We start from the raw sequence: 19,083 nt of genomic DNA on the forward strand, positions 1-19,083 counted from the left end.
CATAGCTCAGCTGGATAGAGTACTCGGCTACGAACCGAGCGGTCGGAGGTTCGAATCCTCCTGAGTCCACCATATTAGAAAAACTGAGTAATTGGTTTTTTTAAGTAATACCAGCGGTGATCTGGATAAGCGCCAAGTGGACTCATAGCTCAGCTGGATAGAGTACTCGGCTACGAACCGAGCGGTCGGAGGTTCGAATCCTCCTGAGTCCACCATATTAAAAAACCTGCATTTATTGCAGGTTTTTTTTTGCCTATTAAAAAATTTAAGCTTTATCTGTGTCTCTATTAGGCACTTTAGGGTACGCAGCCGTTTTGGTTAAAGCGCACACTGCGTTTTTGATTTTTGGCGCTGCGGTACGTCGCGCTAATAATTCCATTGTGATTGCTCTGGGTTAGAGGCTTGCCGAACATGCTTTCCACTTCTGCTTGGCTCATGCCGCTGGTCACCTGTTTGCGCACTAAATGCGTGCGTCGTGTGCTTGAGTCGAACGTGCCGCAGGGGTGCTTGTCGTCTGCGATTATCGTCACTCGAGTGTGCTGCACTGGTCGCTGGTTAGAGTTTGCTGGTAATGCCGGTATAGTCATGGGTTGTACGAGCGTATGGAGGCTCTGTGTGCTCGTGCCAGGGCAGCTTCGGTCGCTGAAGGTGGTGGCGCCGTTACTGGCTGTGCATTGGTAAATCTGAGCGGCTGCGTTGAGTGCTGAAATATGACAACTGCTCAGAATAAGGCCGATATAGAAATATTTTTGCATGGTGGTCATCCTTGACGTGTTTTTGACTTTGAAAGCTGTTGTTGTGAGTGCTATTTCAGTTTAGTCACTATTATCTGAATAACCAGGGTGGTGCGCTGGCTTGTTATCCTAAGATAAGCAATTGTTAGATGCAAAGCGCGGCCACAATGGTATTATTATCGGCTATAAAACCAGTATTAAACTGGCTCGTTATGATTTTTCAGTAGAATTTTTTCCCATTGAGCAATCACCATGCACACTTGATAAATCCCTTGCATCGATAGCGTGCAAGGGTGGAGCACCTCATTTATGTCTGAAGTTGAAGAGAGAAAGCCCCAGGAACGTCTTCATGAGCGTTTTTCACAGGTTCTTGAGCTCTTGCAACGACACCAATTGATTGAGGAACGGGTTGCACGGCAAGGCAGTGACCATCAAGAGCGTGTTGATGCTTTGGTGCAGCAGCAGCACTTAGCAGAGCTGCAGCAGAAGCTGGCTGAGTTACACCCAGCCGATATTGCTTACATTCTTGAAGCCTTGCCCCTAGATGATCGTCTGACTGTCTGGCAACTGGTGCGCGCTGAGAGTGACGGTGACATTCTTCTTGAAGTGTCCGACTCCGTGCGTGAAACGCTGATTGCCGACATGGATGAGCATGAGATCATCGCCGCGACCAAGGACCTGGATGCGGATGAGCTGGCTGATCTAGCGCCAGAGCTGCCGCGTGATGTGGTTCAGGGCTTGATGGAGTCGTTGGACGAGCAGCAACGCGAGCGCGTGCGTTCAGCGCTGTCGTATGAGGATGAGCAAGTCGGCGCTATTATGGATTTTGAGATGGTCACTATCCGTGAAGATGTCACTCTTGAAGTGGTCTTGCGCTATTTGCGCCGTCTAAAAGAGCTACCAGACCAAACCGATAAACTGTTTGTGGTTGATATTGCCGGTATCTTAAAAGGTGTGTTACCGATTAAGCGTTTACTGGTCAATGACCCTGAACGTACGGTGCATGAAGTGATGGCTGACGATCCGGTGACTTTTTATCCGGATGAGGATGGCTCCTTTGCTGCGCAAGCGTTTGAGCGTTACAACTTGGTTTCTGCGCCTGTGGTTGAAAAAAGCGGCAAACTGATTGGTCGTTTGACCGTTGATGAAATGGTCGACTTGATTCGTGAAGAGTCGGAAAGCGAAGCATTAAGTCGCGCCGGTTTGCGTGAAGAAGAAGATATTTTTGCCTCAGTGTGGAAGTCACTACAAAACCGTTGGGCATGGTTAGCCGTTAATTTAGTCACCGCATTTGTTGCTTCGCGAGTGATTGGTTTGTTTGAAGGCTCGATTGAAAAGTTAGTTGCACTGGCTGCCTTGATGCCGATTGTTGCAGGCATTGGCGGCAACTCAGGCAACCAAACTATCACCATGATTGTTCGTGCAATGGCCTTGGATCAGTTGTCCACTGGCAACAGTTCACGTTTAATGCGCAAAGAATTGGGTGTGGCACTGATCAATGGTTTGATCTGGGGCAGTGTTATCGGGGTGGTTGCTTGGTTACTCTATGACAACTGGGCATTGGGTATGGTGATGACCTCAGCGATGACCTTGAACTTACTGCTGGCCGCCTTGATGGGGGTCGTTATTCCGATGACTATGGTGCGCTTAGGGCGTGATCCGGCGCTGGGTTCCAGCGTTTTGATTACAGCGATGACTGACAGTGGCGGCTTCTTTATTTTCTTAGGTTTGGCGACGCTGTTTTTATTGTAAATTTTATAATAGGTTGGCAAAGATCGCGGACAACTGAATAAAAATCATTCTATTGTTTGCCAATTAGGGCGTATTCGCGTTAATGTTTCAGGGTTTTATCTGTAGCTCATTGAACTCAGCCCCAGCTAAAACCTTGATTCTAACTACAAAATTGCACCTGCAACTCAGGAAATGGAGCGTATATGACTTCTCAGCAACTCCTTCTTGAAGGCGTTGAACTCATGTTTTTCGGTATGGGTCTCGTTTTTCTATTTTTGGTTTTACTGATTTACTGCATTCGAGGCATGTCTTATCTGCTAGAACGTTTTGTTCCAGAAGAGAACAATGCCGCTACAGCGGTCGCCGCGCCTGTGAAAGCGGGTAGCGTGCAAGCTGTAGACAACGAAACTTTACAAGCCATTCAAATTGCCATTAAACAGCACCGTGCCCGCCGCGGCTGAGTGTATCTATACGGAGTTTTTCCTGATGACCGCGACAAAGCCGCTCGGTATCACTGACGTTGTATTACGTGATGCTCACCAATCTATTTTAGCCACCCGTGTTCGCTTAGAAGATATGCTGCCGATTGCTGGCAAACTCGACCAAGTGGGTTTTTGGTCGGTTGAAACCTGGGGAGGAGCCACCTTTGACTCCTGTATTCGTTATTTAGGTGAAGATCCTTGGGAGCGTATCCGTGCGCTCAAGCAAGCGATGCCAAATACCCGTCAGCAAATGTTGTTACGTGGACAAAACTTATTAGGCTATCGTCACTATGCTGATGATGTCGTTGATACCTTTGTTGAACGTGCTGCAATCAATGGTGTTGATGTGTTCCGCGTCTTTGATGCGATGAATGATCCGCGCAACCTTGATCGTGCGTTAAAAGCAGTTAAGGCCAATGGCAAGCATGCGCAAGGCACTATTTCTTACACCACCAGCCCTGTGCACAATATGCAAATGTGGGTTGATCTGGCTAAACAAATTGAAGACCTCGGCGCCGACTCCATTGCGATCAAGGATATGGCAGGTATTTTAACGCCTTATGTTGCCTATGAGTTGGTTAGCAAACTGAAAGCCAGCTTGTCGATTCCTGTGCATATGCAGTGCCATGCTACGGCTGGTTTGTCGTCAGTAGCGATTTTGAAAGCTGTTGAAGCCGGTATTGATAACGTTGATACCTCGATTTCCTCAATGTCGATGACCTACGGCCATTCGCCAACCGAGTCAGTGGTCGCCATGTTCCAGAATACTGAGCATGACACCGGACTTAATCTGTTATTGCTCGAAGAAATTGCTGCTTACTTCCGTGAAGTACGGAAAAAATATGCAAAATTTGAAGGTACGCTGAAAGGTGTTGATTCACGTATTTTGGTCGCGCAAGTGCCAGGCGGTATGTTGACTAATATGGAAGGCCAGCTCAAAGAGCAGGGCGCTACAGATAAGTTTGATGAAGTGTTGGCCGAGATTCCGCGCGTGCGTGAAGACTTGGGCTTTATTCCATTGGTGACGCCGACTTCGCAAATTGTTGGTACTCAAGCCGTGATTAACGTGCTGACCGGTGAGCGTTACAAATCCATCACCAAAGAAACTGCCGGCATACTCAAAGGTGAGTACGGTTGCGCACCAGCGCCGTTTAATGCTGAGTTGCAAGCCCGCGTACTGGATGGTGCGCAAGCGGTTGTCTGCCGACCTGCAGATTTGCTTGAGAACGAAGTTGAAAAACTAACTACCGAACTCAAAGCGTTAGCGCAAGAGAAAAACATTCGCTTAGCCGACAATATTATTGATGATGTTTTGACTTACGCATTGTTCCCGCAAATTGGTCTGAAGTTTTTAGAGAATCGTGACAATCCGGATGCCTTTGAGCCGATGCCAACTGGCAATGAATTGCTGGGTGGTCAAGCCACTGGACCGCAAGCCTATACGGTTGAAGTCAATGGCCGAAGCTTTGTGGTGCAAGTCAATGAAGGCGGCGATGTCGAAGGCCTGAAACCTATTGGTGAGGCCACTGCTTGTGAGCCCGCACCGGTAACTGCTGGGGAGGGTGATCCGCAAGGCGCGCCGTTAGCCGGTAATATCTTTAAAGTGCTGGTCAAACCAGGGCAGACTGTTGCAGAAGGCGATGTGGTAATTATTTTGGAAGCCATGAAAATGGAAACTGAAATTCGTGCTTTCCGCCGCGGCGTGATCGGTGATGTCAATGTTAAAGTTGGCGACGCAGTATCAGTTGGCGATTGCCTGCTGACCATAGCTTGAGGGCTAAATGATGGATAAGCTCTTAGGTTTATGGCAAAACACCGGTATCTATCAGATTGAGGCCGGACAAGCTTTGATGCTCGTTGTATGCATGGCTTTAATATACTTGGCAATTCGTAAAGGCTTTGAGCCGTTGCTGTTGATTCCTATTGGCTTTGGTGGAGTATTAGCGAATATTCCAGCAGCCGGTATGGCTGAAACCGGTGGCTTATTGAATATGCTGTATGAAGTCGGCTTGCCGACCAGTGTTTTCCCTTTGCTGATCTTTATGGGTGTGGGTGCCATGACCGATTTCGGTCCGATGCTGGCTAACCCAAAAACCTTGTTGTTAGGTGCAGCGGCTCAGTTTGGTATTTTTGGTACCTTGCTCGGAGCTTTAGCCATTGGCATGTTGGGGATTCCAGGCTTGGAGTTTACCCTCAAAGAAGCCGCTTCAATTGCCATTATTGGTGGTGCCGATGGCCCGACCTCGATCTACGTTACCTCACGCTTAGCCCCAGATTTGCTGGGTCCAATTGCGGTGGCCGCGTACTCATATATGGCTTTAGTGCCCTTGATTCAGCCGCCTATTATGCGCGCGCTGACGACGCCAGCAGAGCGTGGTATCGTTATGTCGCAGTTGCGTCATGTTGGCCAGACCGAGAAAATTATTTTCCCTCTCGTGCTGTGCTTGCTGATCGGACTGTTGCTGCCTGATGCTGCACCTCTAGTCGGCATGTTTGCCTTCGGTAACTTGATGCGCGAAAGCGGTGTAGTTGAGCGTTTAGCTGATACGTCACGTAATGCTTTGATTAACGTTGTCACTATTGGTTTAGGTCTGACGGTTGGTTCTAAATTGTCAGCTGAGTCTTTCTTGCAAATCAAAACGTTAGGCATTTTATTACTCGGCATGATCGCCTTTAGCGCAGGAACTGCGATGGGGGTCATCATGGCGAAAGTGATGAATAAGTTTAGTGCCAATAAGATTAATCCGCTGATTGGTTCCGCTGGTGTTTCTGCGGTGCCAATGGCTGCGCGCGTGTCCAACAAGGTGGGATTGGAGTCCAATCCGCAAAACTTCTTGTTGATGCATGCGATGGGGCCAAACGTGGCGGGTGTCATCGGTTCTGCGGTTGCTGCCGGTGTCTTGCTGAGCTTTGTTGGCTAACACTTTGCGTTAACTGCTGTTGTAATGACATAAAGGCTGCCCATTGAGGCAGCCTTTATGGTTCTGGGTGATAGGTTTTTTTATAAAGTGGACTGCTTCTTGCATCGGTAGAGGAGGTGTCAGCTATAGCGTCAATGTTTAGTGCATAAGCACATGAATTTAGAAGAGAATGGTCTGTGAATAACACGCAACTGAAAAGTAATATGCACACGGGGCTGAGGTTGCTCAAGCAGGGCAATTTAGGTGTGCCTTTGCTGTTGCTGGTTATTTTGGCAATGATGACCTTGCCCATCCCGCCTTTTTTGTTAGATGTGTTATTTACCTTTAATATTGCCTTGTCCATTGTGGTGTTGCTGGTTGGTGTCTACGCCTTGCGACCGCTGGATTTTGCCGCATTCCCTACTATTCTCTTGGTCGCAACCTTATTACGTCTGGCACTCAACGTTGCCTCAACCCGCGTGGTATTGCTGCATGGGCATGATGGTGGTGATGCGGCTGGTAAAGTGATTCAAGCTTTTGGTGAAGTGGTGATCGGCGGTAACTACGTCGTCGGTGCGGTGGTCTTTGCTATTTTGATGATCATTAACTTTGTGGTGGTGACCAAGGGTGCTGGACGTATTTCTGAGGTGAGCGCGCGTTTTACCTTGGATGCCATGCCCGGTAAGCAAATGGCGATTGATGCCGACTTGAATGCGGGCTTAATTGATCAAGAAGAAGCTAAGACGCGTCGCAGTGATGTCTCACAAGAAGCGGACTTTTACGGTTCGATGGATGGTGCCAGTAAGTTTGTGCGCGGTGATGCGGTGGCTGGATTACTTATTCTGTTTATTAACTTGATCGGTGGTATTGCCATCGGTATTGCTCAGCACTCAATGAGTTTTATTGAAGCGGGTAAAGTTTACGCCCTGCTGACCATTGGTGATGGTCTGGTGGCGCAAGTGCCATCACTGTTGCTCTCGACGGCTGCTGCGGTCATGGTGACCCGGGTCACTACCTCAGAAGATATGGGCGAGCAAATCAATCGGCAGATGTTTACCTCGCCGAAAGCGTTGGCCGTATCGGCAGCGATTCTAATTGCCATGGGTTCGGTACCGGGCATGCCGCACCTGTCCTTTATTGGTTTGGGGTTGTTGGCTGCCGGTGGTGCGTTTTTGATTTGGCAGCGAGCCAATAAAAAAGAATTGGCGGTGGTTGAGCGAGAGCAGCGAGATCTAGAACAGTTGCCTGCGCCGATCAGTGCTGAAAACCGCGAGTTGGGTTGGGATGATGTGACTCCAGTAGATATGGTCGGCTTGGAGGTGGGTTATCGCTTGATTCCTTTAGTGGATCGTAATCAAGGTGGTCAGTTGCTCGCACGGATTAAAGGCGTGCGCAAAAAGTTATCGCAAGACTTAGGTTTTCTGATGCCTTCAGTACACATTCGTGACAACTTAGATTTATTGCCTAATGTTTATCGGCTGACCTTGATGGGCGTGACTGTCGCCGAAGCCGAAGTTTATCCTGAGCGTGAATTGGCGATTAATCCAGGCCAAGTTTTTGGCACTGTCAGCGGCGTTGCGACGCATGACCCAGCCTTTGGCTTAGAGGCGGTGTGGATAGAACCAAGTCAGCGTGATCAGGCGCAGTCTTTAGGTTATACCGTGGTGGATACCAGCACGGTGGTGGCGACGCACCTCAATCAAATTCTGAGTAAGCACGCGCATGAGCTGTTAGGTCATGAGGAGGTGCAGCAATTAATGCAAGTGCTGGCGAAAAGTTCGCCGAAATTGGCAGAAGAGCTGGTGCCCGGCATGGTATCGCTATCAACGTTATTAAAAATTTTACAAAGCTTGTTACAAGAGCAGGTACCGGTACGGGATATTCGCAGCATTGCTGAAGCCATTGCTGATACGGTCACTCGGAGTCAAGATCCTGACACTATTGTTGCTGCAGTACGTGTGGCGTTGGCGCGCGCAATCGTGCAAAGCATCGTGGGGCTTGAGCCTGAGCTACCAGTGATCACCTTAGAGCCAAGGTTGGAACAGATATTGCTTAGTAGTATGCAGAAGGCCGGACAAGGTTCAAGTGAAGGCGTACTGCTTGAACCTGGAATGGCCGAAAAACTACAGCGGTCTCTTATAGAGGCGGCGCAACGTCAAGAAATGCTTGGTAAACCAGTGGTGTTACTGGTCGCTGGACAGATTCGAGCCATGATGTCGCGTTTTGCTCGGTTAGCCGTACCTAATATGTATGTGCTGGCGTACCAAGAGATCCCAGATAATAAGCAAGTCACTATCGTGGCAACGGTAGGACAAAATTGATCGAGGGCTGACTTATGCAAGTCAAACGATATTTCGCAGCAGACATGCGCCAAGCCATGAATCGCGTCCGTGATGAATTAGGTGCCGAGGCGGCAATTATTTCTACGCGTCGCGTGGCTGGTGGTGTTGAGTTGACCGCTGCCCTTGATTATCAAGCCCAGCCCTCAGTGGCGCGTCCTAATCCCGCGTTAGAAGCTGAGTTGCGTAAAACGCAGACGCAAATTATGCAGGCGCATGCCAGTTTGCAAGCGCGTCAAGAGGATGGTGCGTTAGGTAAAGATCGACAGTTGCTTGAGCAAGTGATGCAGCGTGTCAGTACTCCAGTCGCTGACACTGCCTATGTGCAGAGCGCTCAGCATCGCGGCACTCACTCAGGTGAAATGGCGGCGATGCGTTCTGAGATCAACAGTTTACGTACGCTGTTAGAAATGCAATTAAGCAATATGGCCTGGAATAATATGAGCACGCAGCAGCCAGTACAGGCGGTGCTGTGGAAGCGTTTTCAAAAAATGGGCTTACCTGCTGATATTGTTCGTTCGGTTTTAGAGCGCGTGGCTCAAGAACAAGATCAGTCACAAGCATGGCGCATGGCTTTAGCCTATTTAACCCATTCAATTCGTACGCCCAATGTCGAGCCGGTTGATGAGGGTGGCGTGATTGCTTTAGTCGGTCCCGCAGGAGCGGGTAAAACGACAACTTTGGCGAAGTTGGCGGCGCGTTATGTGTTGGCCCATGGTGTCAATAATATCGCTCTGGTGAGCATGGACAGCTATCGAATTGGTGCTCAAGAGCAGTTAAAAACCTTAGGGCGTATTTTAAATATACCGGTCAGCTATGTAGCAGACGGTGTGACTTTGGCTGATACATTGAAACCATTAGCACATAAGCGCGTGATTTTGATTGACACGGCAGGCTTGCCAGCCAGTGATCCCGCATTAGGCTTGCAGCTCGACAGTTTAGCGGAGCAGGGCATTAAAGCTAAAAATTACTTAGTGATGGCAGCAACCAGCCAAGGGCAAGTTCTAAAAGCGGCTTGGCATGCGTATAAACGTTGCGGGTTAGCCGGTTGCATTATTACCAAGCTGGATGAAGCAGTCAGTATGGGGGAGGCTTTAGGTATGGCGATTGGCCATGGCTTGCCAGTAGCCTATACTACTGACGGTCCTAAAATACCTGATGATATACAAGTGCCTCGCAGCGATCAGTTGGTCAGTCGCGCTGTCGGTTTACAGAGCTCAGAAGAGCCAAGCGAAGAAACGATGGCGCAAATGTGTGTAGGGTCTCCACTGGCCGCACAGTATGTGGGTTAGAGTTCAGTGAGTAAGGTATTAAATAGAATGACAAGTAAGCAGAAACAACCCGTGCAAGTGATTGCCGTCACTGGTGGTAAAGGTGGTGTCGGTAAGACCAATGTTTCGGTGAATCTTTCCGTTGCGCTGGCAGCTTTAGGTCGAAAGGTTGTCTTGCTCGATGCGGACTTCGGCTTGGCCAATGTCGACGTGTTACTTGGCTTGCAGCCGACTCATACTCTGGCAGACGTGATGGACGGTCACTGTGATTTACGTGATGTCTTATTAACCGGTCCTGGTGGGATAAAAATAGTCCCTGCCTCCTCAGGCACGCAAAGTATGGTGGAAATGACGCCAATGCAGCATGCCGGCTTGATTCAGGCGTTTAGTGAGTTGGCTGATAATATTGATGTCTTGATTATCGATACAGCCGCTGGAATCGGTGATTCTGTTACAAGTTTTGTGCAAGCCGCTCAAGAAGCGATTATGGTGGTCTGTGATGAGCCGACGTCAATTACTGATGCCTATGCTTTGATTAAGTTGCTCAATCGTAATCATGGCATGACGCGTTTTCGCGTGCTAGCAAATATGGCGCACAGCCCACAAGAAGGGCGTAATTTATTTAACAAGTTGGTTAAAGTAACCGAACGCTTTTTAGATGATGTCACGCTGCAGTATTTAGGTGCTGTCCCTTACGACGAAATGGTCCGTAAAGCGGTACAGAAGCAGCGTGCAGTGTATGATGCGTTCCCACGTGCAAAGTGCTCATTGGCGTTTAAGGCTATGGCGCAACAGATTGATAGCTGGCCTTTACCCAGTACTCCTCGTGGGCACTTAGAGTTTTTTGTGGAGCGGTTAGTTAGCCACACTGGAACGGAATAAAATGCATGACAAGAGCTAAAGGTCTGCAGATGTATAGTAAAGCGCGAGCGGCTGATGAGCAGTCATTGTTGATTGAACAGCACGCTCCGCTGGTTAAGCGTATTGCGTATCATATGCTTGGTCGCCTGCCAGCTAGTGTGCAAGTCGAAGATTTAATTCAGGCTGGCATGATTGGCTTATTGGAAGCTGCAAAAAAATTTGATGCCAGTAAAGGTGCGAGTTTTGACACCTTTGTTGGCATTCGTATTCGTGGTTCGATGCTGGATGAGTTGCGTAAAGGCGACTGGACTCCGCGTTCAGTGCATCGTAATACCCGTTTAGTCAGTGATGCGGTGCGTACGATTGAAGCGCGAACGGGTTGTGATGCTAAAGATTTGCAAGTAGCAGCCGAACTTAACCTAAGTATCGATGAGTATTATTCGATTCTAAATGATACTCAAGGCAGTCGCTTATTCAGTTTTGATGATTTGCTCGATGAGGGCGATCAGTTTGATCTGCACAGTACCCAGCAAGAACCTGGACGTGATGTTGAACAAGTGCACTTTAAGCAAGCGTTGGCTGATGCGATAGCAGGTTTACCTGAGCGCGAACGCTTGGTGTTGTCATTGTATTACGATGAAGAACTGAATTTGAAAGAAATCGGCGAAGTTTTAGGTGTCAGTGAGTCACGCGTCAGTCAGTTACACAGTCAGTGCGCAGCGCGTTTAAGAGCGCGATTGACGGATTGGCGTCAATAAGCAGTACGGTTTATGGGTTTAATGGTATAAGCATGCGGTCTTTACAAGGCGAAGACTGAATTAAAATGGCTTGGAGGTTAGCTTGGACAAAAATATGAAAATCCTCATTGTTGATGATTTCTCAACGATGCGACGGATCATCAAGAACCTCTTGCGTGACCTAGGCTTTACCAATACAGCAGAGGCGGATGATGGCTCAACAGCTTTACCGATGCTGCAGAGTGGGAACTTTGATTTCTTAGTCACTGATTGGAATATGCCAATCATGAGCGGCATTGATTTGTTGCGCCACGTACGTGCTGATGAAAAGCTTAAGCATTTACCGGTATTAATGGTGACCGCAGAAGCGAAGCGCGACCAAATTATTGAAGCGGCACAAGCCGGCGTGAACGGTTATGTGGTTAAACCATTCACCGCACAAGCACTGAAAGATAAAATTGAAAAAATCTTCGATCGTGTCAACGGCTGAACACAAGCTGCGGGGAAACTATGGAACACAACAAAAGCAGTGAGGCTGATGAGTTTGCGTCTGCCGTCGCTTTGCATGCTCCACAACTGCAGCAGAGTCTTGAACAAGGTGATTTACAGCAAGCTGGTCGAATTATTGCAGAAATAAATCAGGTCCGTGAGCGTACATTGTATCTTGAAGTCGGACGCTTAACCTGCGAGTTGCACAATGCAATTATCGATTTTGATATTGATCCGCGTAACCCGCATGCGAAAGAAATGTCGCAAATTACCGATGCCTCTGAACGTTTGCAATATGTGGTCAATATGACCGATCAAGCGGCCAATAGTGCCATTGATCTTGTTGAAAAAAGCGCACCCTTGGTGACTTACATCAGTTATGAAGCGCAAAGCCTAATAGCTGACTGGCAGCGCTTTATGCGTCGCGAAATGAAAGCAGATGAGTTTCGCTTACTGGCTAAGCGCATTGAAGCATTTTTATCGCGCAGCCTGCATGACAGTGATCAGCTCTCCGCTAATTTAAACGAAATTATGATGGCGCAAGGTTTCCAAGATTTAACCGGCCAAGTGATTAAACGAGTGATGACGCTGATTGCTGATATTGAAAGTAATCTGTTAAAGCTGGTGGTGATGGCCGGACAAGTTGATCGGGTGGTTGGTATTGAGCATCCGACCGGTGATTTGCGCACAAAAGAGACAAAAGAAAAAAAGACCAGTTCAGGTGAAGGTCCGCAGATTCATGCCGATAAAAGGGATGATGTGGTGAGCGATCAAGTGGATGTTGATGATCTGCTATCCAGTTTAGGGTTTTAGGAGGAGCGCATATGGGCTTTGATGCTGATGAAGAAATCCTCCAGGACTTTTTAGTGGAGGCAGGAGAAATTCTAGAATTACTATCTGAACAGCTGGTTGAGCTGGAAGGTCGTCCTGATGATATGAATTTGCTCAATGCCATCTTTCGTGGTTTCCATACGGTCAAAGGCGGTGCCGGATTTTTACAGCTCAATGAGCTGGTAGCCTGTTGCCATATTGCCGAAAACGTCTTTGATATTTTACGCAAAGGTGAGCGTAGAGTAACGCCGGAGCTGATGGACGTTGTTCTACAGGCACTGGATAGCGTTAATACCATGTTCGACGACGTGCGCGAAGGTGCGGCTTTGACCCCCGCAGCAGATGAATTACTCGAAGCGCTGGCGCGTTTAGCTGAGCCGAGTACAGCGGATGAATCTGCTGAACCGTTATCCAGTGCCGATGTACAGCAGCAGAGTAGCGATGATCAGGTTGATGCAGAATTTGAACAGTTGCTGGGTGCGATTACCCCCATGACTGAAAAGAGCGCTACGCCAGTCACCAGTACGCCAGGCGATATTATTACTGATGATGAGTTTGAAGCGTTGTTAGATCAATTACATGGTCCGGCAAAGACTGCGTCTAGTTCTGTACAGCATAGTGAAACCACTCCCGCGTCAGGTTCTGATGAAATTACGGATGATGAATTTGAAGCCCTGTTGGATCAATTGCATGGTGAGGGACAGTTTAATGTTGAAGTGACTGTACCGCCAGCATCCAGCTCAGACAGTGATGCCGCCAGTGTTACGACAGCTAGTAGCGTCGCAGATCCTAGCCAAATCAGTGATGATGAGTTTGAAGCCTTACTGGATCAGTTGCACGGTAAAGGCAAGTTCCAAGCAGCAATTGCAGATGTTGATGCTGCTAAAGATGTTGCGATTACTAAACCAACAGTACCACCAGTTGCAGCAACTGCAGAAACCAAGCCCACTCCAGCGCCTGAGCCAAAATATACTGGACCCGAGCGCAGAACCGTTGCCCGTGCGCCGGCAGCGGAGGTTGAAACCACGGTACGTGTGGATACCGCACGCCTCGATGACATTATGAATATGGTCGGTGAGTTGGTCTTAGTCCGTAATCGTTTGGTGCGTTTAGGGCTCAATAGCGGTGATGAGGTCATGGCTAAAGTCGTCGGTCACTTAGATGTGGTGACTGGTGATCTGCAAGCGGCGGTGATGAAAACACGCATGCAGCCGATTAAAAAAGTCTTTGGCCGTTTTCCGCGTTTAGTCCGAGATATGGCACGTAACCTGAACAAGCAGATTCGCCTCGAGTTGGTGGGCGAAGACACTGATTTAGATAAAAACTTGGTTGAAGCGCTGGCCGATCCATTGGTGCACTTGGTGCGTAACTCAGTCGACCATGGAATTGAGCTGCCAGCGGATCGCGAAGCGGCCGGCAAAGAGCGTGAAGGCTGTGTGATTTTAGCCGCCTCGCAAGAAGGCGATCATATTCAATTGACCATCAGCGATGATGGCAAAGGCATGGATGCCAATGTGCTGCGTAATAAAGCCGTTGAGAAAGGCATGCTCGAGCGCGAAGCCGCCGATCGGTTAACCGACCTTGAGTGCTACAACTTAATTTTCGCCGCAGGTTTCTCTACCAAAACTGAAGTCTCGGATGTGTCTGGTCGTGGTGTCGGTATGGATGTGGTGAAAACTAAAATTGCCCAACTGAACGGCACTGTTAATGTTTTCTCCACGCCGGGCAAAGGTTCGCAGGTGGTGATTAAGGTGCCGCTGACCTTAGCGATTATGCCAACCTTAATGGTCATGCTCGGCAAACAAGCTTTTGCCTTTCCGTTAGTCAACGTCAATGAGATTTTTCACTTGGATTTGTCGCGCACCAATGTTGTCGACGGACAAGAAGTCGTGGTTGTACGCGATAAAGCCCTCCCGTTATTTTATTTAAAACACTGGCTGTTACCCAAAGAAGTTCATGCTGAGCAAACTGAAGGTCATGTGGTGATTTTAACTGTCGGTAATCAGCGCATTGGCTGTGTTGTTGATCAGTTGGTTGGCCAGGAAGAAGTGGTAATTAAGCCTTTGGGTAAAATGCTACACGGCACGCCAGGTATGTCCGGCGCAACCATTACCGGCGATGGACGTATTGCGCTGATTTTAGATATTCCAGGCTTGCTTAAAAATTACGGACAACGCTACTAGGCTTAATCCAAGTCATGGTGTTGTTTTGGAGTCAGTATGACAGTCAAGGTTTTAGTGGTTGATGATTCAGGCTTTTTTAGACGTAGGCTGACCGAAATACTGTCCTCGGACAGCAATATTCAGGTCGTGGGTACGGCAGCCAATGGTCGCGAAGCTGTTGAGCAAACGCTAGCCTTACGACCTGATGTCATCACCATGGATTATGAAATGCCGGTGATGGATGGCATTACCGCTGTTAGAACTATTATGCAGCGCTGTCCTACTCCGGTATTGATGTTCTCGTCATTGACTCATGAAGGTGCGCGCGTCACTTTAGATGCGCTTGATGCGGGTGCCTTGGATTATCTACCGAAAAATTTTGAAGATATTTCTAGAAATCCGCAGAAAGTCAAACAAATGCTCTGTGATAAAGTGCATTTGCTAGCGATGAGTAATCGCCGTGCTTGGTCACGGTCAGCTGCGCCGGTTCGAGCTGCTGCAGTAGCGAAACCAGCGCCTGCAGTACCAGCACCCGCAACGCCTGTAGCGTCAAGACCCAGTGCGCGCACGCAACCGATGACACAACCTAATACACAAAGCGTAGCTCAGGCTGCCAGTGCAGCACGACAGGTGATTCCTCCAAGTGAAGGAACCGTTCAGGCTTCAACCACGAGCCCGCCACGTAAAACCTACAAGTTAGTCGCGATTGGCACCTCAACCGGTGGTCCGGTTGCTTTGCAGCGCGTGTTAACCCAGCTGCCGGCAAATTTCCCCGCGCCGATTGTGATGATTCAGCATATGCCGGCGGCGTTTACCAAAGCCTTTGCTGATCGCTTAAATAAACTGTGCCAAATTGATGTTAAAGAAGCTGAAGAAGGCGATGTTTTGCGCCCTGGTTTGGCTTTGCTGGCTCCAGGTGGCAAGCAGATGATGATTGATGGGCGCGGCACAGTGCGCATCTTGCCGGGTGATGAGCGCCTTAACTATAAGCCAAGTGTTGATATTACCTTTGGTTCGGCGGCTAAGGTGTTTAACAATAAAGTGCTGGCTGTGGTGTTGACTGGGATGGGCGCGGATGGTCGTGAAGGGGCCCGTATGTTGAAACAAGCAGGCAGTCAGGTGTGGGCGCAAGATGAAGCCAGTTGCGTTATTTATGGTATGCCGATGGCTGTGGTTAAGGCCGGATTAGCCGACGTGGTCTACAGCTTGGATGATATTGGCCGCTATCTGGTTGAGGCGTGCAGCTGATGGATATGCTTAGCTTGGTTGGATTGGTCATGGCTTTCGTGGCTATTATTGGTGGGAATTACCTTGAGGGTGGCCATATCAGTGCGTTGGTGAATGGTCCGGCCGCGTTGATTGTGTTTGGTGGTACCTTTGGGGCCGCGTTATTACAAACGCCTGTCAGTCATTGTAAACGAGCTCTGCAGATTGTCAGTTGGGTACTGTTTCCACCTTATGCCAATTTGCCACACGCGATTAATAATGTGGTGGGTTGGAGTATGACGGCACGCAAGGATGGTTTGCTTGGTTTGGAAGCCATTGCCGATGCTGAGCTTGATCCTTATGCGCAAAAAGGCTTGCAGCTGTTAGTTGACGGTATGGAAGCAGAAAGTATTCGCAGTATTTTAGAAGTGGACTTATACACCCAAGAAGATCGTGATATTCAAGCCGCTAAGTTTTATGAATGCATGGGTGGCTATGCGCCAACCATCGGCATTATTGGCGCGGTGATGGGCTTGATTCATGTGATGGGTAATCTTGCCGACCCTTCGCAATTAGGCAGTGGTATTGCGGTGGCATTTGTCGCGACGATTTATGGCATTGGCTCAGCAAACTTACTACTGCTGCCCATCGCTAGCAAAATTAAAGCGACGGTACTGCGCCAGTCGCGTTATCGTGAGATGCTTCTGGAAGGTATTTTGTCGATTGCTGAAGGTGAGAACCCGCGCTCCATTGAGTTAAAACTACAAGGTTTTATGGAGTAACCATGGCACGCCGACGCAGACAGGAAGATCCGATCAATCATGAGCGCTGGTTGGTGTCTTATGCTGATTTTATTACTCTGTTGTTTGCTTTTTTTGTGGTGATGTACTCAATTTCTTCGGTTAACGAAGGCAAATATAAAATTTTATCCGACTCGATGGAAGGTGTTTTTAGTCAAACGGATCGCTCGATTAAACCCATCCCTATTGGTGATGAGCGCTTAAAAGGGCAATCAGATGAGGGTGCTTCTGATGCCGCTGATGCCGTTGCTGCTAATACCCCGCAAGACCCTTTAGAGTCAATTGCGGCGCAAATTCGTGATCAATTTGCAGGCTTGTTAGGTGATGGGCAAGTACAGGTGCGTGCTAATGAGATGTGGCTTGAGTTGGAATTGAACTCAAGTTTATTGTTTCCCAGTGGCGATGCTATTCCGCATCAGGATGCATTTGATCTGGTGGAGAAAATATCAAACATTTTAGCGCCCTTTGATAATCCGATTCAGGTTGAGGGTTTTACCGACAATCTGCCCATCAGCACCGCGCAATACCCAACCAACTGGGAGCTGTCTGCCGCTAGGGCAGCGAGTATCGTCAGAATGCTGGTAATGGAGGGTGTTGAGCCGCAGCGTTTGGCCGCAGTAGGTTACGGTGAGTTTCAGCCGGTTGCCGATAATATTGATGCGGTGGGACGGGCACGCAATCGCCGAGTTGTCTTGGTTATTTCTCGTAATGTCGATAGTCGGCGTCAAGCTACGATACCCTCGGATCAAACTTAATCACTCGTTAGAGCTGGCACATAGATTGCTAGTTATATTGTTAATCAATATAAAAGTGTTTACAGCGTCAACGAACTGGCGCTGTAAAACAGCAGCTAATAGCAGTGCAACTGAGTATGGGGTATGCGATGAGAATCTGGGCGGTGGCCAACCAGAAAGGGGGCGTCGGTAAAACTACGACAACCTTGGCACTTGCCGGCCTTTTAGCCGATGCAGGTAAGCGAGTACTGGTGGTTGATCTGGATCCACACGGCTCAATGACCAGTTATTTTGGTTATGACCCTGATAATATGGAACACAGCTGTTATGACTTGTTTCAACATGCCGGCTCAATACCGACACAACTACCACAGCAGTTGCTGCGTGACACCAGTCATGAAAATATCAAGTTGTTACCCTCCAGTACGGCCTTAGCTGTACTGGAGCGTCAGTCACCCGGTAAAGATGGCTTAGGTTTAGTGATCAGTCGTACTTTAGCGCTACTGGATAGTGATTTTGATTTTGCTGTTATTGATAGCCCGCCACTCTTGGGGGTGCTGATGGTTAATGCCTTGGCGGCCAGTGAGTATCTATTGATTCCGGTACAAACAGAGTTTCTGGCCTTAAAAGGTTTAGAGCGCATGGTTAATACGTTGAAAATGATTAATCGCTCACGGCAACAAGCGTTGCCATTTAGTATTGTGCCAACGTTGTTTGATCGGCGCACGCAAGCTTCGATCACCGCGTTACGTATGCTCAAAAAACAGTATCCGCAAACCTTATGGCAAGCTTATATTCCGATTGATACGCGTTTGCGTGATGCCAGTCGGGCAGGGTTGGTGCCTTCACGTTTTGATAAAAGCAGCCGTGCTATTTTGGCCTATCGAGCATTATTAAAACATGTGTTAAACCAGTGTATTAACTCTCGATTAGCTGAGTCAGCGCAGGTGCTAACAGACAATTGTGTTGCACGTAAGTCAGGGCAGTAATGCGTTTTGAGACGTTAGGATTATTTGGTATAGCCTATGAGTAAAGACACCCAACATGCTGCTTTGCAAGGCTACTTAGATGCGTTGTTAACTGACGCCGTGCCCGAGCCTCGTCTTGCTACAGAGCCGGTCGCTTTTTTAGAGGTGCCTGAGGTTGCCTTTAGCTTGCCGCCTATGGCCTTGCGTGAGCCTTTAATCAGTGAAGCGCAAATCAACCAGTTGCCTGTGTCGGTTAGTATCCTCGCGGAGCAACATGATAGCGTCGTATCGCCGTCAGTAGTGGGCGCCACTGCACCTGAGTTAACAAAAAGTAGTTGGGCAGACAGCGCCTTTGAATGTTTGTTGTTTGATGTGGCGGGATTAACCTTAGCCGTGCCGTTGGTGGCGTTAGGTAGTATTTATACCTTTGAGGCGAATGAGTTAACCCCTTTGTTTGCTCAGCCTGATTGGTTTATTGGCATACTGCCAGCGCAAAAAACCAATTTAAAAGTATTAGAAACTGCCCGCTGGGTGATGCCAGAACGCTATACTGCAGACATGCGTCATGACCTCAAGTATGTGATCTCTATTAATGGTTATGACTGGGGTTTGGCTGTTCATCATGTACGCAACTCCATTCGCTTGCAGCCGAGCGACGTTAAATGGCGGACGCAGCGTGGTAAGCGTCCATGGTTGGCTGGTACAGTGATTGAGCATATGTGTGCGTTACTCGACGTTGAAGTCTTAGCGCAGTTAATTACCGGTAAAAATACGTCACACAACACTGCATAGGCAGTGGTTAAAATATTGTCAATATAGTGTGAGCTCAAAAGCTCTG

Annotated in this window: 17 protein-coding genes and 1 tRNA gene; 17 read left to right on the forward strand and 1 reads right to left on the reverse strand. The window is 48.5% G+C overall.

Translation table 11 applies throughout. The features are described 5' to 3' along the window. The first annotated feature begins 138 nt into the window (after positions 1-138). Positions 139-215 (forward strand) — tRNA-Arg (locus tag JYJ62_RS10470). Positions 216-296: 81 nt separating this feature from the next. On the opposite strand, the gene JYJ62_RS10475 is transcribed toward JYJ62_RS10470, so the two are convergent. Beyond that, positions 297-755 (reverse strand): DUF4124 domain-containing protein, encoded by a 459-nt coding sequence (locus tag JYJ62_RS10475; RefSeq protein WP_205342171.1) that lies wholly within the window; start codon positions 753-755, stop codon positions 297-299. A 288-nt stretch (positions 756-1,043) separates the two neighbouring features. Here JYJ62_RS10475 and mgtE point away from each other — a divergent pair, with 288 nt between their 5' ends. From mgtE to JYJ62_RS10555, 16 genes are all read left to right on the forward strand, one after another. Continuing rightward, positions 1,044-2,486 carry a magnesium transporter gene (gene mgtE, locus JYJ62_RS10480; protein WP_205342172.1) on the forward strand — a complete coding sequence of 481 codons (1,443 nt, stop codon included), beginning with the start codon at positions 1,044-1,046 and terminating at the stop codon, positions 2,484-2,486. A 182-nt stretch (positions 2,487-2,668) separates the two neighbouring features. Next, the gene (locus tag JYJ62_RS10485; protein ID WP_205342173.1) at positions 2,669-2,926 is read left to right on the forward strand and encodes an OadG family protein; all 258 of its coding nucleotides are present in this window, start codon (positions 2,669-2,671) and stop codon (positions 2,924-2,926) included. 25 nt (positions 2,927-2,951) lie between these two features. Next, positions 2,952-4,721, forward strand: a complete 1,770-nt coding sequence (gene oadA / locus JYJ62_RS10490) for a sodium-extruding oxaloacetate decarboxylase subunit alpha (RefSeq protein ID WP_205342174.1) — start codon at positions 2,952-2,954, stop codon at positions 4,719-4,721. Between the two features lie 10 nt (positions 4,722-4,731). Beyond that, positions 4,732-5,868: a sodium ion-translocating decarboxylase subunit beta gene (locus JYJ62_RS10495; protein WP_205342344.1), complete on the forward strand. Its 1,137-nt coding sequence runs from the start codon at positions 4,732-4,734 to the stop codon at positions 5,866-5,868. A gap of 176 nt (positions 5,869-6,044) precedes the next feature. Further along, complete coding sequence (gene flhA, locus JYJ62_RS10500; RefSeq protein WP_205342175.1) at positions 6,045-8,168, forward strand: flagellar biosynthesis protein FlhA; 2,124 nt, start codon at positions 6,045-6,047, stop codon at positions 8,166-8,168. A 14-nt stretch (positions 8,169-8,182) separates the two neighbouring features. After that, entirely contained in the window at positions 8,183-9,478 is a 1,296-nt protein-coding gene (flhF, locus tag JYJ62_RS10505) for a flagellar biosynthesis protein FlhF (protein WP_205342176.1), read from the forward strand. 27 nt (positions 9,479-9,505) lie between these two features. Beyond that, positions 9,506-10,339 carry a flagellar synthesis regulator FleN gene (gene fleN / locus JYJ62_RS10510; RefSeq protein WP_205342177.1) on the forward strand — a complete coding sequence of 278 codons (834 nt, stop codon included), beginning with the start codon at positions 9,506-9,508 and terminating at the stop codon, positions 10,337-10,339. Positions 10,340-10,344: 5 nt separating this feature from the next. Further along, positions 10,345-11,076, forward strand: coding sequence for an RNA polymerase sigma factor FliA (locus tag JYJ62_RS10515; RefSeq protein WP_205342178.1), 732 nt, complete (start codon positions 10,345-10,347; stop codon positions 11,074-11,076). A gap of 94 nt (positions 11,077-11,170) precedes the next feature. Then, complete coding sequence (locus JYJ62_RS10520) at positions 11,171-11,545, forward strand: chemotaxis response regulator CheY (protein ID WP_205342179.1); 375 nt, start codon at positions 11,171-11,173, stop codon at positions 11,543-11,545. A 20-nt stretch (positions 11,546-11,565) separates the two neighbouring features. Next, positions 11,566-12,357: a protein phosphatase CheZ gene (locus tag JYJ62_RS10525; protein WP_205342180.1), complete on the forward strand. Its 792-nt coding sequence runs from the start codon at positions 11,566-11,568 to the stop codon at positions 12,355-12,357. 11 nt (positions 12,358-12,368) lie between these two features. Next, positions 12,369-14,558 carry a chemotaxis protein CheA gene (locus JYJ62_RS10530; protein ID WP_205342181.1) on the forward strand — a complete coding sequence of 730 codons (2,190 nt, stop codon included), beginning with the start codon at positions 12,369-12,371 and terminating at the stop codon, positions 14,556-14,558. 36 nt (positions 14,559-14,594) lie between these two features. Next, positions 14,595-15,785, forward strand: a complete 1,191-nt coding sequence (locus JYJ62_RS10535) for a protein-glutamate methylesterase/protein-glutamine glutaminase (protein WP_205342182.1) — start codon at positions 14,595-14,597, stop codon at positions 15,783-15,785. Continuing rightward, positions 15,785-16,525, forward strand: a complete 741-nt coding sequence (locus JYJ62_RS10540; RefSeq protein ID WP_205342183.1) for a flagellar motor protein — start codon at positions 15,785-15,787, stop codon at positions 16,523-16,525. The genes JYJ62_RS10535 and JYJ62_RS10540 overlap by 1 nt, the downstream gene beginning before the upstream one ends. Before the next feature lie 2 nt (positions 16,526-16,527). Beyond that, a complete protein-coding gene (gene motD, locus JYJ62_RS10545) occupies positions 16,528-17,298 on the forward strand; it encodes a flagellar motor protein MotD (protein WP_205342184.1) in 771 nt (256 codons plus the stop codon). A 128-nt stretch (positions 17,299-17,426) separates the two neighbouring features. Beyond that, on the forward strand, positions 17,427-18,266 hold the full coding sequence (locus JYJ62_RS10550; RefSeq protein ID WP_205342185.1) for a ParA family protein: 840 nt from the start codon (positions 17,427-17,429) through the stop codon (positions 18,264-18,266). Between the two features lie 36 nt (positions 18,267-18,302). After that, complete coding sequence (locus tag JYJ62_RS10555) at positions 18,303-19,037, forward strand: chemotaxis protein CheW (RefSeq protein ID WP_205342186.1); 735 nt, start codon at positions 18,303-18,305, stop codon at positions 19,035-19,037. Positions 19,038-19,083: the final 46 nt, after the last annotated feature.

The sequence above is a fragment of the Denitrificimonas caeni genome (assembly GCF_905120345.1).
GTDB classification, from domain to species: domain Bacteria; phylum Pseudomonadota; class Gammaproteobacteria; order Pseudomonadales; family Pseudomonadaceae; genus Denitrificimonas; species Denitrificimonas caeni_A.

What these genes read in the sequence shown, in the direction of transcription:
- JYJ62_RS10475 (WP_205342171.1), bottom strand. Translation starts at nt 755, where the DNA reads ATGCAAAAATATTTCTATATCGGCCTTATTCTGAGCAGTTGTCATATT.
- mgtE (WP_205342172.1), top strand. Translation starts at nt 1,044, where the DNA reads ATGTCTGAAGTTGAAGAGAGAAAGCCCCAGGAACGTCTTCATGAGCGT.
- JYJ62_RS10485 (WP_205342173.1), top strand. Translation starts at nt 2,669, where the DNA reads ATGACTTCTCAGCAACTCCTTCTTGAAGGCGTTGAACTCATGTTTTTC.
- oadA (WP_205342174.1), top strand. Translation starts at nt 2,952, where the DNA reads ATGACCGCGACAAAGCCGCTCGGTATCACTGACGTTGTATTACGTGAT.
- JYJ62_RS10495 (WP_205342344.1), top strand. Translation starts at nt 4,732, where the DNA reads ATGGATAAGCTCTTAGGTTTATGGCAAAACACCGGTATCTATCAGATT.
- flhF (WP_205342176.1), top strand. Translation starts at nt 8,183, where the DNA reads ATGCAAGTCAAACGATATTTCGCAGCAGACATGCGCCAAGCCATGAAT.
- fleN (WP_205342177.1), top strand. Translation starts at nt 9,506, where the DNA reads ATGACAAGTAAGCAGAAACAACCCGTGCAAGTGATTGCCGTCACTGGT.
- JYJ62_RS10515 (WP_205342178.1), top strand. Translation starts at nt 10,345, where the DNA reads ATGACAAGAGCTAAAGGTCTGCAGATGTATAGTAAAGCGCGAGCGGCT.
- JYJ62_RS10520 (WP_205342179.1), top strand. Translation starts at nt 11,171, where the DNA reads ATGAAAATCCTCATTGTTGATGATTTCTCAACGATGCGACGGATCATC.
- JYJ62_RS10525 (WP_205342180.1), top strand. Translation starts at nt 11,566, where the DNA reads ATGGAACACAACAAAAGCAGTGAGGCTGATGAGTTTGCGTCTGCCGTC.
- JYJ62_RS10530 (WP_205342181.1), top strand. Translation starts at nt 12,369, where the DNA reads ATGGGCTTTGATGCTGATGAAGAAATCCTCCAGGACTTTTTAGTGGAG.
- JYJ62_RS10535 (WP_205342182.1), top strand. Translation starts at nt 14,595, where the DNA reads ATGACAGTCAAGGTTTTAGTGGTTGATGATTCAGGCTTTTTTAGACGT.
- JYJ62_RS10540 (WP_205342183.1), top strand. Translation starts at nt 15,785, where the DNA reads ATGGATATGCTTAGCTTGGTTGGATTGGTCATGGCTTTCGTGGCTATT.
- motD (WP_205342184.1), top strand. Translation starts at nt 16,528, where the DNA reads ATGGCACGCCGACGCAGACAGGAAGATCCGATCAATCATGAGCGCTGG.
- JYJ62_RS10550 (WP_205342185.1), top strand. Translation starts at nt 17,427, where the DNA reads ATGAGAATCTGGGCGGTGGCCAACCAGAAAGGGGGCGTCGGTAAAACT.
- JYJ62_RS10555 (WP_205342186.1), top strand. Translation starts at nt 18,303, where the DNA reads ATGAGTAAAGACACCCAACATGCTGCTTTGCAAGGCTACTTAGATGCG.